This is a genomic window from Nonomuraea sediminis (assembly GCF_018531495.1).
Taxonomy (GTDB): domain Bacteria; phylum Actinomycetota; class Actinomycetes; order Streptosporangiales; family Streptosporangiaceae; genus Nonomuraea; species Nonomuraea sediminis.
The window spans coordinates 197,375-211,121 of the sequence record NZ_JAHDTI010000001.1 but is presented as its reverse complement, the minus strand read 5'-3'; the positions used below and the strand labels follow the sequence as shown (position 1 = coordinate 211,121).

Here is a 13,747-nt window from a genome sequence, read left to right as displayed (position 1 = left end):
GGTGGCGGCGGCCCGCCGTACAACAGCTGGAAATTGTCAGGCGAGCAGTTCCCACCAGGCGTCGACGGCGGGAGTGTCGGTCGTGTCGATGGCCTGGCCGGGGCGGGGGACGGCGATCTTGACGTCGCGGGCCTTGGCCTCGCGCCACAGCCGCCGCACCGGCTCCGCCCACGGGTGCAGCGCCAGCGTGAACGTCGCCCAGTGCACCGGCAGCATGAGTGAGCCGCCGAGGTCGAGGTGGGCGTTGACCGCCTCCTCCGGGTTCATGTGGATGTCGGGCCAGGCGGGGCTGTAGGCGCCGATCGGCATCAGCGTCAGGTCGAACGGCCCGTGCGCCGACCCGATCCCCTTGTAGCCCTCGAAGTAGCCGGAGTCACCCGCGTAGAACACCCGCTTGGTCGGCCCAGCGATCACCCACGACCCCCACAGCGTGTCGTTGCGGGTCAGGGAGCGGCCGGAGAAGTGCCGGGCCGCGGTCGAGACGAAACGCAGGCCCGCGACCTCGGCCTCCTCCTCCCAGTCGAGCTCGATGATCCGGAACAGCGGCACGCCCCACCGCTCCAGGTGCGCCCCGATGCCGAGCGGGACCAGGAACGGCGCCTTCTGGGTGGCGGTCAGCCACTTCACGGTCGCCATGTCCAGGTGGTCGTAGTGGTCGTGCGAGATCGCGATGGCGTCGACCTGCGGCAGCTCGTTCAGCTCGATCGGCACCGGGTGGTGCCGCTTGGGGCCGACCAGCTGGGAGGGTGAGGGACGCTTGCTCCACACCGGGTCGAACAGCACCTTGCGCCCGTCGAGCTCGACCAGCGTGGAGGCGTGGCCGTACCAGACGGCGCGCAGCCCGACCGGGTCGTCGGTCGGCGGCACCCGTAGCGGGATCAGCCCGTTGGGGCGGCGCTGTTCCCTGTCCTTGGACAGCTCGCGCAGCATGCCGACCGGCGGGGCGGTCGGCACGGCGGTGCTCGCGTCCGGCATGGTGTTGACGAACGTGCCGTTACTGAACTGCGGTGACCGGCGGATCCTGGCCGCCCGGTCGGGCCCCGACTGCAACGGGCGCGTCCCCAGCTCCGCCGGGACCTGGCGCAGCGCCCACCCGGCGGCGGCCAGCGCCGCTCCGCCCACGAGGATCTTCCGCATTCCTGCCATCAGCCACACTCCCCTGGGGTACTCACTCCACCCTCTGTCCGAACCTGCCGCGATCCCCGGCTGTTCCCGAGAGGCGCCCCCGCCCGCCCTCTTGGACAGATATATCGCGATAGATTCTAAACGGTTTTGATGGATCCGCCGTCGATGAGGTAGTCCGCACCGTTGACGCTGGCGGCATGCGGCGAGGCCAGATACGTCACCAGCGCGGCGACCTCCTCAGGCTCGACGAATCTACCGGTGGTCATCCCGACGCTCGACGGCAGCCCCGCCAGCAGTTGATCGTGGTCCATCCCCATGGCTCCCGCCAGGGCCGCGCCGTAGGAGTCGGCGGCCTCCCACATCGCGGTGCGCGCGAGGCCGGGAGAGATGGTGTTGACGCGCACTCCCTGCGGGCCGAACTCCTCGGCCAGGGCCTTGCCGAACGCGGTGAGCGCGGCCTTGGCCGTGGTGTAGGTGACCGGCCCCGCGTGCGGCATGCGGGCGCCGTTGGAGGAGATGTTGATCACAGCACCGCGCGTGCGCACCAGGCCGGGCAGCGCGCCGCGGGTGACGCGGACGGCGCTGAGGAAGTTCAGGTCGTAGGCCTGGCGCCACTGCTCGTCGTCGAAGCCGAGGAAGCCGCCCAACTGGCCCTCGCCGCCGTCGCCACCGCCCACGTTGTTGACCAGCAGGTCGAGGTCGCCGACCCCGTCAAGCGCGGCGGCGACACCGGAGGCGGTCGACAGGTCCGCGGCGATCGCCGTGGCGCCGGTCGCCTCGAGCTCGGGCGAGATCGTCCGGGCGGCACCCGTGACGCGCATGCCCTCGGCCGTCAGCGCCCTGACGATCGCCAGCCCCAGCCCCCGGCTGGCGCCCGTGACGAGTGCGGACTTGCCGCTGAGTCGCATGTCCATGGTCATTCCTTCCACATGCATCTTCATCGATGCTGTGACTCTACGACTTGCAACATTGATGATGCAAGTCGTACTCGAACGGGCACCATGCAGTAGCCTGACCGTGTGACTCAGCGTGCGCTCAGATCGGACACCTCACGGACCATCCAGGCGATCCTCGAGGCGGCCGAGCGCGTGCTCAGCAAGAGCCCGGCGGCCAGCATGGAGCAGATCGCCGAGGCGGCCGGGGTGGCCCGCACCACGGTGCACCGCCGCTTCGCCTCCCGCGAGGCGCTGGTGTCGGCCATGGCCGCCTGGGCGGCGGGCCGCTTCGCCGAGGCCGTCGCCGCCGCGCACCCCGACTCGACGCCGCCGCTGGTGGCGCTCTACCAGGTCACGGCGAACGTGCTACGCGTCAAGGCCCACTGGGGCTTCGCGATGAGCCACCAGGACCCGGAGGTGGCCCGGGTGCACGCGGACGTCGAGGAGCAGTGTGACCGCCTCTTCCGCCGCGCCCGCGACGCGGGCCTGCTGCGCGCGGACGCCGACCTGGACTGGGCCCGCCGCGTCTACTACGCCCTCATCCACGAGGCCGCCCATTCCCGCGCCGCCGACCCGGACGCCGCCGCCACCCTCGTCGTCGACACCCTGCTGCGCGGCGTCGGCACCGACCGGGGCCTCTAGCCGTCGACCGGGGGGAAGCCGGGCTCGGACCACAGGGCACGGGAGGCCGCCTCGGGGTCGGGCACGTCGCGTGGCTCGACGTCGAACAGGTGGGTCGTGGCGGTCACCGGGTCGTAGGCGGGCCAGCCGGGGTCTCCCGTGGCGGCGAAGCGGGTCCAGGCGGTACGGAACTGCCGCGACAGGTCCTCCGCGTGCGGCGAACCCCCGATGGTCAGCGCGGCCAGCTGCCCGTGGACAGTGCCGAAGGTCAGCGGCACGTCCAGCCCGTGGCAGGCGCCGAGCTCCGGCTGCGGCGCCCAGGTCAGCTCGTAGGCGAAGGTGGGCCCGGTGTGCGCGTCGGCCAGCAGCGCGCTCGGCATCCTGAACATCCAGTCCGACATCAGCATCACCAGCAGCTCCGCGTCGGACGCCTGCGGGTGCGCCGTCCGGTAGACGACGTCCGCGTCCGCCGGGGCGAGCGTCTTCAACGCCGCGCCCAGCTCGCCGGTCCGCCCGCCGCTCATCAGCTGGAACAGCAGGTACTCGTCCCTGTTGTAGCCGGTGATCAGCTCCACGTCGCTACCCGCCCCGTCGGCCAGCGCGTTCCACGGCGTGTCCGGCAGCACCTCCCCGTCCACCACGGGCGCGAACGGGGTCGGCGCGAACGCGATCGTCCCCCACCGCTCGGGATCGCCCCGCATCTCGCCGGAGGCCAGCTGCCCCGCCGCCTCCGCCGCCGCCTCGGGCGCCACCTCGTACGGCGTGCCGGCCCCCGCCAGCCCGAGCAGCGCCCGCGTCACCTTGGCGGCGTACCTCGGCGTGAAGAACATCCCCGGCACGCTCTGCGCGATCGCCCGCCGGAACAGCCCGGCCGCCGACGGCATCGCCAGCAGGCACGCCACCGCGCCGGCCCCCGCCGACTCCCCGAAGATCGTGACGTTGCCCGGGTCGCCGCCGAACGCGGCGATGTTGTCCCGCACCCACTGCAGCGCCAGCACCTGGTCGAGCAGCGCCCGGTTGTCCGGGGCGCCGTCCACGTGCCCGTAGCCCTCGAAGCCGACCCGGTGGTTGAAGGTGACCACGACCACGCACTCCCGGGCCAGCCGGGTGCCGTCGTACTCGGGCATGTCGGCCGAGCCCGTCACGTAGCCGCCGCCGTAGATCCACACCATCACCGGCAGCCCCGAGCCGCCCGCGTCGGGCGTCCAGACGTTGACCGTCAGGCAGTCGAGCCCGTCGGCCGGGTCCCACGCCGGCATCCCGGCGAACAGCGGCGGCTGCGGCGGCCGCGGGCCGAAGGCGAGGGCGTCGCGCACGCCGTCCCACGGCTCGGCGGGCACCGGCGCGGCCAGCCGGAGCGCCCCGAACGGGCTCCTGGCGTAGGGGATGCCTTTGAAGACGGCGACGCCGTCCTCTTCCAGACCGCGGATCCTGCCCGTCGTGATCGTGGTCATCGCGCGTCCTCTCTGCCCGTGGAGGTCAAGGGATCTTCAGTCTCACCCCTTCCCACTTTGGTGAAAAGCGAATTATGAGTCGAAGGCGCCGAACCCAGGGGTCCGGCGCCTTCGAGGATGTGGTCAGCGGGGGCCTCACGCGGCCTGGGGCTTGCGCAGCACCGCCACGGTGAGCAGCGCCAGGGCCGCGAAGACCGCCGCGCCGACCCCGGCCACCGTGTGCAGGCTGGTGGTGAAGGCGTCCAGCGCGGCCGGCGCGCCGCCCGCCGTACTGATGCCCTCGCGGACCTGGTCCGGGGCGCCTTCCGGCAGCACCGCCCGGTAGACCGCGCTGGCCAGGCTGCCCAGCAGCGCCACGCCGAGGGCGACGCCGAACTCGCCGGAGGTCTCCAGGATCGAGGCGGCCGACCCGGCCCGCTCGGGCGGGGCGGAGCCGATGACGATGCCGTTGCCCAGCCCCATCGGCAGTGCGATGCCGCCGGAGGCCAGCACCAGCCCGGCCACCACCACGATCACGCCGCCCGCGGAGGGCGCCTGCGTCTGGACGATCAGCGCGAGCGCGGCCACGGCCAGCCCGGCCGCCATCACGTACGCGGGGCTGACCCGCTGACCGATCTTGGGCGCGGCCACGATCGCGGCGATCATCACGATGTTCTGCGGGATCAGCCAGAGCCCGGCGTGCAGCGGGGACAGGCCGGCGACCGACTGCAGGTACAGGGTGCTGACCAGCGAGGTGCCCGCCATCACCACGCCGCCCAGCAGCATGACGCCGAGCGTGGTGCTGAAGGCCCGGTTGAGGAACAGCCGCAGGTCGAGCAGCGGGTCGGCCAGGCGGCGCTGGCGGCGGACGAACACGACCGCGAAGGCGGCGCCGACCACCACGGCGGCCACGGACAGCGGGTGCCAGCCGTTCCTGGCGATCTCCTTCAGCCCGTAGATCACCGGCAGGATCGCGCCGAGCGACAGGGCGACGCTGGCCAGGTCGAGCCGCTCGGAGCCGGGCGCCTTGTACTCGGGCAGCAGCATCGGACCGGCCACCAGCAGCAGCGCCATGAACGGCACGCCGAGCAGGAACGCCGCGCCCCACCAGAAGTGCTCGAGCAGCACGCCGCCCACCAGCGGGCCGAGCGCCATGCCGCCCATGAAGCAGGCGAACCACACGCTCATCGCGGCGCCCATCTGCCGGGGGTCGCGGAACATGTTGCGGATGAGCGCCATCGACGACGGCATCAGCGTGGCGCCGGCGATCCCGAGCAGCGCCCTGGCCGCGATCAGCATCTCGGCGCTGGTGGAGTAGGCCGCCACTACGGAGGCGACGCCGAAGGCCGCACCGCCGATCAGCAGCAGCTTGCGCCGCCCGATCCTGTCGCCCAGCGTGCCCATCGTCACCAGGAAGCCGGCCAGCATGAAGGAGTAGATGTCCATGATCCACAGCTGCTGGGGAGCGGTGGCGCCGAGCCCGGAGCTCAGGTGCGGCAGCGCCAGGTACAGCACGCTCACATCCAGCGACAGCAGCAGCGTGGGCAGCGCCAGGACGGCCAGCCCGATCCATTCCTTGCGTCCCGCCTTGGGGGTCGTGTTCGTGTTCATGGCTTCACGATGCGCTCGGGCGCTTCAGGTCTCCTTCTCGTGGCCTTAAGGTCGGCTGCATGCGTTTCGGAGTGCTGGGACCGCTGGAGGTGTGGACCGCGGGCGGCGAGCGGGTGACGATCCCCGGGTTGAAGGTCCGGGCCCTGCTGGCCGATCTGCTGGTGCACGCGGGCAGGCCCGTGTCGGTCGACCGGCTCGTGGACGACCTGTGGGGCCAGGACGTACCGGGCAATCCGTCGGCCGCGGTGCAGGTGCGCGTGTCGCAGCTGCGCAAGGCGCTCGAGGATGCCGAGCCAGGTGCCCGCGACCTGGTGGTCTCACGCTCTCCCGGCTACCTGCTGCAGGTCGAGCCCGACGCGGTCGACGCCGGCCGCTTCGCCGCGCTGGTCGCCCGCGCCGAGGCCGCGGGTGACACCAGGACCGCGGCCGCGCTGCTGGCCGACGCGCTGTCGCTGTGGCGGGGCCCTGCCTTCGCCGACTTCGCCGACGAGGAGTTCACCCAGGCCACCGTCGTCCGGCTGGAGGAGCAGCGGCTCAGCGCGCTCGAGCAGCACGTCGAGGCGCGGCTCGAGCTGGGTGAGCACGGTGCGCTGGTGGGCGAGCTCGGCGACCTGGTGGCCGGGCACCCGCTCAGGGAGCGGCTGCGCGCCGTACACCTCAAGGCCCTGTACCGGTCGGGACGGCAGAGCGAGGCCCTGGCCAGCTACGGCGAGCTGCGCGAGCGGCTGGCCGACGAGCTCGGCCTGGACCCCGGCCCCGAGCTGGCCGCGCTGCACCAGGCCATCCTGGAGCAGGACCCCGCGCTGAACCCGGCCCGCGAACGGCCGCGCACGAACCTGCCCGCCCAGCTCAGCGACCTGATCGGCAGGGACGCGGCGGTGACCGAGGTGGGCGCGCTGCTGGGGGAGCGGCGGCTGGTCACGCTGACAGGTCCGGGCGGCGTGGGCAAGACCCGGCTGGCGGTCGAGGCGGCAGGCCGGCTGGTCGAGGCGTACCCGGACGGGGTGTGGCTGGTGGAGCTGGCGCCCGTCGACTCGCCGCTCGAGGCCGTGGAGGAGGCGCTGGACATCCGGCAGGACACCGACCTGGCCGAGGCTCTGCGCGCCAGGAAGCTGCTGCTGGTCCTCGACAACTGCGAGCACCTGGTGGAGCCGGTGGCCGAGCTGGTCGGGCGGCTGCTGCGCGCCGCGCCCGGGCTGCGGGTGCTGGCCACCAGCAGGGAGCCCCTGGGCCTGCCAGGCGAGGCCGTGTGGGGCGTGCCGCCGCTCGCCGTACCCGACGGGGCCGAGCCGCGGGCCGTGGCGGACTCCGGCGCGGTCAGGCTGTTCACCGCCCGCGCCTCGGGATTCACCCTCGACGAGGGCAACGTGGACGCGGTCGCCCGGCTGGTCAGGCGGCTGGACGGGATCCCGCTGGCGATCGAGCTGGCCGCCACCAAGGTGCGCGCGCTCGGCGTGCACAAGCTGGCCGAGCGGCTGGAGGACCGGTTCAGGCTGCTGGCCATGGGACACCGCGGCACCACGCTCACCACGATGATCGACTGGAGCTGGAACCTGCTCACCGAGCCGGAGCGGATCGTGCTGCGCCGCCTGTCGGTGCACGCGGGCGGCTGCACGCTTGAGGCCGCCGAGGAGGTCTGCTCGGGCGGCGACGTGGACCCCGACGACGTGCTCGACCTGCTGGTCCGCCTCGTCGACCGCTCGCTGGTGGCCACCGTCGACACGCCGCTCGGCATCCGCTACCGGCTGCTTGAGTCCGTCGCCGAGTACTCGCGCGAACGCCTGGCCCAGGCGGGCGAGCAGGAGGAGCTGGCCGTACGGCATGCCGGCTACTACACCGCGCTCGCGGAACGCGCCGACCCGCTGCTGCGCGGCGGGGAGCAGCGCGAGTGGCTGGACAGGCTCGACGCCGAGGCCGCGAACCTGCGCGCGGCGCGCGGTTCGGCCCGGCTGGCCAACGCGCTGGTCTGGTACTGGTTCCTGCGCGGCAGGCTGGTCGAGGCGCGCGAGACGCTCGACCGTTTCCCCGACGATCCGCGGGCGGCGGCGTGGCGGACCGGGTTCGCGCTGATGCTGGGGGAGCAGGCCGACCGGGCCGCCGTGCTCGACGGCCACGACGACCCGCGGGCGCTGCTGTTCGCCGCCCAGGCGATGCCGGACCTGGCCTCCGTGCAGGAGCTGGTCAGCCGCGCGCTGCCGACGCTGATCGAGCGCGGCGACACCTGGGGTGAGGCGTGGGCGCTGAACATGCGCGCCATGGACGCCTTCACCAGGCGCGACGCGGCGGCCCTCGAACGCGACGCGACGCGCGGCAGGCAGCTGTTCCGCACGCTGGGTGACCGCTGGGGCCAGCTCAAGCACATCGGCTGGCTGGGCGGGCTGGCCGAGATGCAGGGCGACCACGCCACGGCGGACCGGCTCTTCACCGAGGGGCTGCGCATGGCAGAGGAACTGCGGCTGTGGCCGGAGTCGGTGCGGTTCCTGGCCTGGCGCGGCTGGATCGCCATGGAGTCGGGAGACTACGACCGGGCGATCGAGCTGTGCGGTCGCGGCATGGACCGGGCCGTGGAGCAGGGGTTCCGCGAGGGGCTGGTGTTCACGGGGATGGGGCTGGGATTCTCCGCGCGCCGCGCGGGGCGTTTCGAACTGGCCGAGGAGCACCTGACGCGGCTGCTTGACGGCGTGCCGCGCGATCCTGACGTGGAGCCCGCACTGCACCTGCCCGACACGCTCATCGAGCTGGGCTTCATGAAGGAGGCGCAGGGCCGGGCCGACGCCGCCAGGGAACTCCATCTGGAGGCGCTGGCCCTGGCCGAGCGGATCGGCGACCCGCGCACCGGCGCCTTCGCGGTCGCCGGGCTGGCCGGCGCGCTGGCCGCCACAGGATCGCCGGCGGTGGCAGCCCGGCTGCTCGGGGTCGTCACCGAAGCCATGGCCTCGCTCGGGACGCCCGCCGGGCCGAGCAGCCAGGTCGAGCTCGACCGCATCACGGCGGGCGCGCGGGAGGCCCTGGGCGATGCCGCGTTCGAGGCGGAGTTCGAGCGCGGGCGCCGCGTGAAACTCGCCGACGTCCGCACCGTGCTGGATTAGGCCTCCTTCTCACCACGGCAGCGTCATCACCCGGTCGACGGCGATCTCGATGACGACCCGGCCGGGCGGCTCGGGCGGCAGCATGCCGTAACGGGCGGCGTACCTGCGAGCCCCCTCGGCCACGCGATCCGGATCGTCGGAAACCGTGGCGACGCCCTCGAGCGTCACCCACCGCGGCCCCCACACCTGGCAGATCGCCACCCGGGACTCCGGCACCGCCAGCAGGTTGCGGACCTTGCGGGTGGCCGACCTGGTCATGACCCTGGCCACGTCCTGGTCGTCATCCCAGGTGAAGCGGACCGGCGCCACGTGCGGCGACCCGTCCGGCCGGATCGTGGTGAACACCCCCGCGTGCGGCTCCTCGAGAAACGTCGCGTCCGCGACCGACAAAAGACTCATCGCCCCAAAGCCCATCCTGTGTTAGTTGACTAACTCAGGATGAGCCTACACGTCCGCGATGCGCTTATCGAGACAGGTTCAGACCCCGTACGGGGTGACGTCGATGGGCGGCGGCTCGCCGAGCGCCAGCGCCGCCGCCACCAGCCCCGCGAACGGCCCGGCCGTGAGCCCGTAGGCGCCCAGCCCCGTCGCGACCACCACCCGATCGGTCAATCTGGCGATCAGCGGACGCCCGTTGGCCAGTACCGGCCGCAGCCCCACCCGCGTCTCGGCCACGGTCGCCGCGGCCAGCCCCGGCGCCAGCCGCAACCCCGCGGACAGCACCTCGTCCAGGCCGCCCATCGTCACCCGCGGATCGAACCCGGCGTCCTCCACGGTCGCCCCCACGACCACCCGCGAGCTGGGGAACCCCAGCAGGTACGGCCCCCGCCGCGGCAGCACGATCGGCCACCCCGAGGTGTCGGCCCCGTCGACCGTCACGTGCACGATCTGCCCCCGCCGCGGCAGGACCGGCAAGTCCACCCCCAGCGGCGCGCACACCCGCCCGCTCCACGCCCCTGCGGCCACCACCACCTGGTCCGCGTCCATCCCCGCGACCTCACCGGACTCCGTCAGGACGGCCGTCCTGTGCAGGACCTCGGCTCCCGCCGCACGCAGCAGGGCATCGCGTACGGCCCGCCCGTCCACCCGCGCCGCCCCCGGCACGAGTACGGCGTGCAGTGCGGGATCCAGCGGCGGGAAGAGCCCCGACGGATCCCGCACGTCCGCGACGTCGCCCATCTCCGGCGCGCCGGGGCGGCGGCGGTGCAGCAGCTCGCGGACGTCGTCCAGCTCGGCCGGGTCCTCGGCCACCAGCAGCGCGCCCACCCGGGCGTAGCCGAGGCCGAGGGTCTCCTCCAGCTCGCGGTAGTGCACGGCGCCAGCGCGGGCCAGCTCGTACCAGGGCTCGTCGTCCGGATGGTCCACCCACGGGCACACGATGCCCGCGCCGGCGGCCGTCGCCTGCCCGGGGCTTCCCGCGTCCAGCACGACGACCTCGGCGCCGCGGCGGCTCAGCTCGTAGGCGGCGGCCGCCCCGACGATCCCGCTCCCGATCACGACGACCCGCATGGTCGTCATTCCGGGGTCATGCGACGCGCCAGCCGTGGAGCTCCTGGAGCGCGGCGGCCACCCGGGTGAAGCGGCCGGCGTCCAGCACGGCGCCCTCGCGCCGGATGCCCTCCTCAGACAGCAGGAACACCCGGTCGAGGCGCGCGTACGACACCTTGCCGTCGCGTCCCCAGGCGCCCAGCTCGAGCCACTCGGGGCCGTGGTCGCCGTGGCTGGACAGCATCACGCCGAGCAGCTCGCCGCCCGCCCTGCCCACCACGAGCAGCGGCCGGTCCTTGCCCCGGTCGGGGTCCTCCTCGTACGGCACCCAGGCCCACACGATCTCCCCGGGATCGGCCGCGCCGTCCAGCTCGGGCGAGTAGTCCAACTTCGCCACCCGATCGACCCCGAACACCTCCCGCACGGCCCCCCGAGCAGGCCGCGGGTCCTCCCCAAGATCACCCATCCCCGCACCCTATCGAACCTCGGATATGCCCCATGATGTCCGCCTCTGTAGCCGTGGCGCCGGACTCCGGGACTCTCACCGCCCAAGTCCGGAATCTTCGATGCCAGGCCAGGGACGACTCAGGAGCGCGGCGATGAAGACCCGCTGGTCCTTTGGGGTGAAGACCAAGTGGACGTGCAAGCTCCGGGCGAAAGCGGGTCCACGGCGGATATCCGGTGCGGTTCCTATCGCGGCGACATGGACTATTGGGTACTGTGTTCGATTGTGAAGCTGGTGGTGCAGGTGAGGCTCCTGCCGACCCCCGAGCAGACGGCGGCGCTGGAGGCGACCCTCCACGCGGTCAACCAGGCCGCAAACGATGTCTCACGGATTGCTTTCACGGCTGGGGCGACACGCGAGTACGACCTGCGCGGGCACACCTACCAGGACATCAAGCAGCGGTACGGGCTGGGTGCGCAGGCCGCCCAGCACGTGATCAAGAAGGTCGCCGACGCCTACACCACGGTGAAGGCGAACCTGAAGGCGAGACCGCGCCTGGCTCGGGCTAACGGCAAGCCGGTCGTCTTCCGTGCTGACGCGGCCCAGACCTACGATGACCGGTGCCTGTCCTGGCAACTCGAGGCGGGGACGGTCTCGATTTGGACGGTCGCTGGCCGGGTCAAGGATGTGGCGTTCACATGCTCACCTGAGCAGCTGAAGACCCTCGCTGCGCATCGAAAAGGCGAGTCCGATCTGATTTGCAGGGATGGCATGTGGTTCCTGCTCGCGACCTGCGATCTGCCGGACCGGCCGGTAGCCGTGCCGACCGCCGGATTCCTCGGCGTGGATCTTGGCATCGCCAATATCGCCACCACCAGTGACGGCATCCGGCGCTCGGGCAAAGGCCTGAACGCGCACCGGCATCGGCAGCGGGGATTGCGCCGCCGTCTCCAGGCCAAGGCCACCAAGTCCGCGAAACGGCTGTTGAAGCGACGCCGCCGCAAGGAGGCCAAATTCGCCGCCGACACCAACCACGTAATCGCCAAGCGCATCGTGACCGAGGCTGAACGCACCGGCCGCGGGGTCGCCCTGGAAGACCTCCAGGGCATCCGTGACCGGGTACGGCTCCGCAAGCCCCAGCGGGTCACCCTGCACTCGTGGAGTTTCCACCAACTGGGGAGCTTCATCACGTACAAGGCGGCCCGGGCCGGAGTCGCCCTCGTGCACGTGAACCCTGCCTACTCCTCCCAGGAGTGCTCGGTCTGCCACCACGTGGACAAGCGCAACCGACCAGCCCAGGCTGTCTTCAAATGCACGTCGTGTGGCTTCGCCGAGCATGCCGACGTCAACGCGGCCCGCAACATCGCTGCGCGTGGTGTCGCAGGCTGGGCAGTGAGTCACGCTGCCGACGACGCGGCCTGAACCGTCGATGCCATCGACGGGGATGAGCTGCAAGCTCGGTTGTTCACGACCGGGAAGCTGACTCACCATTCCAGTATGAAGATTCGCCTCGGAATCGCGCCGCCCCCCGCAGCCGACTTCACGCAGACCGTCGACCTGGCCGAGGAGCTCGGCATCGACTCCCTCTGGATCTCCGAACGCGTCTACGACGCCTCGATCGACCCGTTCATCGGCATGGGCCACGCCCTGTCACGCACCCGCGCGCTGAAGGTGGGTTTCGGCGTGGCGATCCTGCCCGGCCGCCACCCCGTCCTGGTGGCCAAGCAACTGGCTTCGCTGGCCCTGCTCCATCCCCGCCGGGTGCTGCCCGCCTTCGGCGTGTCCCCGGCCCGGCCGCGCGAGCGCGACGCCTTCCCCGTCGACGGTCCGCGCGGCGAGGTCTTCGACGAGGGACTGAGCCTGCTCAGGCAGCTGCTGCGCCAGGAGCGGGTCACCTTCAAGGGCGACCACTACCGCGTCACCGACGCCACCGTCGGCCCGCTGCCCGCCAAGCCGCTCGACCTGTGGGTGGGCGGCAGCGCCCCGGCCGCGCTGCGCAGGGCGGGCAGGCTCTCCGACGGCTGGCTGGGCAGCCTGCTCACCCCCGCGGAAGCGGGCGCCGCGCGTGAGGAGATCCAGCGCCACGCCGCCGAGGCCGGGCGCGAGATCGAGCCCGACCATTTCGGCCTCTCGATCGCGGTCGCCCTCGGCGACGTTTCCGACGACCTGCTCGCCTCGATCAGGCGCCGCCGCCCGGACGCCGACCCGGCCGCGCTCGTGCCCGCGGGTTGGGCAGCCGCGCGGGCCCAGGTCGAGCGCTACGTGGCCGCCGGTCTCACCAAGTTCGTCGTACGGCCGGCCGGACGGGAACCCGGGCTGCGCGAGTTCCTCGACGGGTTCAACCGAGAGCTGACGCCACTGCAGAACTGATCGGGGCGTCGCCCGACACCAGCTCGAGCGTCAGGCCCGCGGTGCGGGGCTCGGCCAGCAGGGCGACGATCACGGCCGCCACGTCGTCGCGCGGCACCGTGCCGCGCGGCACCTGGGGCGCCAGCCGTACCCGGCCGTTGCCGGGGGCGTCGGTCAGGCCGCCGGGCCGCAGGATCGTCCAGTCCAGGTCGCGGCGGCGCAGGTCGTCCTCCGCCTCGGTCTTGGCGGTGAGGTAGGCGGCCCACACCTCGTCGGAGCCGGGCGCGGGCGGCCTGCCAGCGCCCATCGAGGAGATCTGCACGAAGCGCCGCACGCCCGCCCGCTCGGCCGCGTCGGCCAGCAGCACCGAGGCGGCCCTGTCGACCGTGTCCTTGCGCGCCACGCCGCTGCCCGGGCCCGCGCCTGCCGCGAAGACGGCCGCGTCAGCGCCCTCCAGTACCTTGGCGACCTCGTCGACGGTGGCGCTCTCCAGGTCGAGCACCACGGCCAGGGCGCCGGCGGCCTCGACGTCGGCGACGTGCGCGGGGTTGCGCACCAGGCCGACCGCGTCTGCGCCGAGCAGCCGCTCGAGCCGCAGCGCGATCTTCCCGTGCCCGCCCGCTATGACGATCTTCATGCTCACCATGGTGT

12 protein-coding genes are annotated in these 13,747 nt (G+C 72.7%); 4 read left to right on the top strand and 8 right to left on the bottom strand.

What is annotated here, in order from left to right; all coding sequences use genetic code 11:
• Nucleotides 1-36 precede the first annotated feature (36 nt).
• Both KIK09_RS00950 and KIK09_RS00945 read right to left on the bottom strand, forming a co-directional pair.
• The gene (locus tag KIK09_RS00950) at nucleotides 37-1,146 is read right to left on the bottom strand and encodes an MBL fold metallo-hydrolase (protein WP_214316682.1); all 1,110 of its coding nucleotides are present in this window, start codon (nucleotides 1,144-1,146) and stop codon (nucleotides 37-39) included.
• A gap of 116 nt (nucleotides 1,147-1,262) precedes the next feature.
• On the bottom strand, nucleotides 1,263-2,039 hold the full coding sequence (locus tag KIK09_RS00945) for an SDR family oxidoreductase (protein WP_214316681.1): 777 nt from the start codon (nucleotides 2,037-2,039) through the stop codon (nucleotides 1,263-1,265).
• A 105-nt stretch (nucleotides 2,040-2,144) separates the two neighbouring features.
• On the opposite strand from KIK09_RS00945, the gene KIK09_RS00940 reads away from it, so the two are divergent.
• On the top strand, nucleotides 2,145-2,702 hold the full coding sequence (locus KIK09_RS00940; protein WP_214316680.1) for a TetR/AcrR family transcriptional regulator: 558 nt from the start codon (nucleotides 2,145-2,147) through the stop codon (nucleotides 2,700-2,702).
• Here KIK09_RS00940 and KIK09_RS00935 read toward each other — a convergent pair.
• Both KIK09_RS00935 and KIK09_RS00930 read right to left on the bottom strand, forming a co-directional pair.
• Entirely contained in the window at nucleotides 2,699-4,135 is a 1,437-nt protein-coding gene (locus KIK09_RS00935) for a carboxylesterase/lipase family protein (RefSeq protein ID WP_214316679.1), read from the bottom strand. The genes KIK09_RS00940 and KIK09_RS00935 overlap by 4 nt on opposite strands.
• A 135-nt stretch (nucleotides 4,136-4,270) precedes the next feature.
• Nucleotides 4,271-5,725 carry an MFS transporter gene (locus tag KIK09_RS00930; RefSeq protein ID WP_214316678.1) on the bottom strand — a complete coding sequence of 485 codons (1,455 nt, stop codon included), beginning with the start codon at nucleotides 5,723-5,725 and terminating at the stop codon, nucleotides 4,271-4,273.
• A 59-nt stretch (nucleotides 5,726-5,784) separates the two neighbouring features.
• On the opposite strand from KIK09_RS00930, the gene KIK09_RS00925 reads away from it, so the two are divergent.
• A complete protein-coding gene (locus KIK09_RS00925; protein WP_214316677.1) occupies nucleotides 5,785-8,814 on the top strand; it encodes an AfsR/SARP family transcriptional regulator in 3,030 nt (1,009 codons plus the stop codon).
• A 9-nt stretch (nucleotides 8,815-8,823) separates the two neighbouring features.
• On the opposite strand, the gene KIK09_RS00920 is transcribed toward KIK09_RS00925, so the two are convergent.
• The 3 genes from KIK09_RS00920 to KIK09_RS00910 form a co-directional block, all read right to left on the bottom strand.
• Nucleotides 8,824-9,213, bottom strand: coding sequence for a pyridoxamine 5'-phosphate oxidase family protein (locus tag KIK09_RS00920; RefSeq protein WP_214316676.1), 390 nt, complete (start codon nucleotides 9,211-9,213; stop codon nucleotides 8,824-8,826).
• A gap of 78 nt (nucleotides 9,214-9,291) precedes the next feature.
• Nucleotides 9,292-10,332 (bottom strand): NAD(P)/FAD-dependent oxidoreductase, encoded by a 1,041-nt coding sequence (locus tag KIK09_RS00915; protein ID WP_250572475.1) that lies wholly within the window; start codon nucleotides 10,330-10,332, stop codon nucleotides 9,292-9,294.
• Nucleotides 10,333-10,339: 7 nt separating this feature from the next.
• The gene (locus tag KIK09_RS00910; RefSeq protein ID WP_214316675.1) at nucleotides 10,340-10,768 is read right to left on the bottom strand and encodes a type II toxin-antitoxin system PemK/MazF family toxin; all 429 of its coding nucleotides are present in this window, start codon (nucleotides 10,766-10,768) and stop codon (nucleotides 10,340-10,342) included.
• Nucleotides 10,769-11,032: 264 nt separating this feature from the next.
• On the opposite strand from KIK09_RS00910, the gene KIK09_RS00905 reads away from it, so the two are divergent.
• Nucleotides 11,033-12,169 carry an RNA-guided endonuclease InsQ/TnpB family protein gene (locus KIK09_RS00905; protein ID WP_308163870.1) on the top strand — a complete coding sequence of 379 codons (1,137 nt, stop codon included), beginning with the start codon at nucleotides 11,033-11,035 and terminating at the stop codon, nucleotides 12,167-12,169.
• A gap of 75 nt (nucleotides 12,170-12,244) precedes the next feature.
• Entirely contained in the window at nucleotides 12,245-13,117 is an 873-nt protein-coding gene (locus KIK09_RS00900; RefSeq protein ID WP_214316674.1) for a TIGR03854 family LLM class F420-dependent oxidoreductase, read from the top strand.
• Here the strand turns inward: KIK09_RS00900 and KIK09_RS00895 are convergent.
• The gene (locus KIK09_RS00895) at nucleotides 13,086-13,733 is read right to left on the bottom strand and encodes an NAD(P)H-binding protein (RefSeq protein ID WP_214316673.1); all 648 of its coding nucleotides are present in this window, start codon (nucleotides 13,731-13,733) and stop codon (nucleotides 13,086-13,088) included. The genes KIK09_RS00900 and KIK09_RS00895 overlap by 32 nt on opposite strands.
• Between the last annotated feature and the right edge of the window lie 14 nt (nucleotides 13,734-13,747).

What these genes read in the sequence shown, in the direction of transcription:
- KIK09_RS00950 (WP_214316682.1), bottom strand. Translation starts at nt 1,146, where the DNA reads ATGGCAGGAATGCGGAAGATCCTCGTGGGCGGAGCGGCGCTGGCCGCC.
- KIK09_RS00945 (WP_214316681.1), bottom strand. Translation starts at nt 2,039, where the DNA reads ATGGACATGCGACTCAGCGGCAAGTCCGCACTCGTCACGGGCGCCAGC.
- KIK09_RS00935 (WP_214316679.1), bottom strand. Translation starts at nt 4,135, where the DNA reads ATGACCACGATCACGACGGGCAGGATCCGCGGTCTGGAAGAGGACGGC.
- KIK09_RS00930 (WP_214316678.1), bottom strand. Translation starts at nt 5,725, where the DNA reads ATGAACACGAACACGACCCCCAAGGCGGGACGCAAGGAATGGATCGGG.
- KIK09_RS00925 (WP_214316677.1), top strand. Translation starts at nt 5,785, where the DNA reads ATGCGTTTCGGAGTGCTGGGACCGCTGGAGGTGTGGACCGCGGGCGGC.
- KIK09_RS00920 (WP_214316676.1), bottom strand. Translation starts at nt 9,213, where the DNA reads ATGAGTCTTTTGTCGGTCGCGGACGCGACGTTTCTCGAGGAGCCGCAC.
- KIK09_RS00915 (WP_250572475.1), bottom strand. Translation starts at nt 10,332, where the DNA reads ATGACGACCATGCGGGTCGTCGTGATCGGGAGCGGGATCGTCGGGGCG.
- KIK09_RS00910 (WP_214316675.1), bottom strand. Translation starts at nt 10,768, where the DNA reads ATGGGTGATCTTGGGGAGGACCCGCGGCCTGCTCGGGGGGCCGTGCGG.
- KIK09_RS00900 (WP_214316674.1), top strand. Translation starts at nt 12,245, where the DNA reads ATGAAGATTCGCCTCGGAATCGCGCCGCCCCCCGCAGCCGACTTCACG.
- KIK09_RS00895 (WP_214316673.1), bottom strand. Translation starts at nt 13,733, where the DNA reads ATGAAGATCGTCATAGCGGGCGGGCACGGGAAGATCGCGCTGCGGCTC.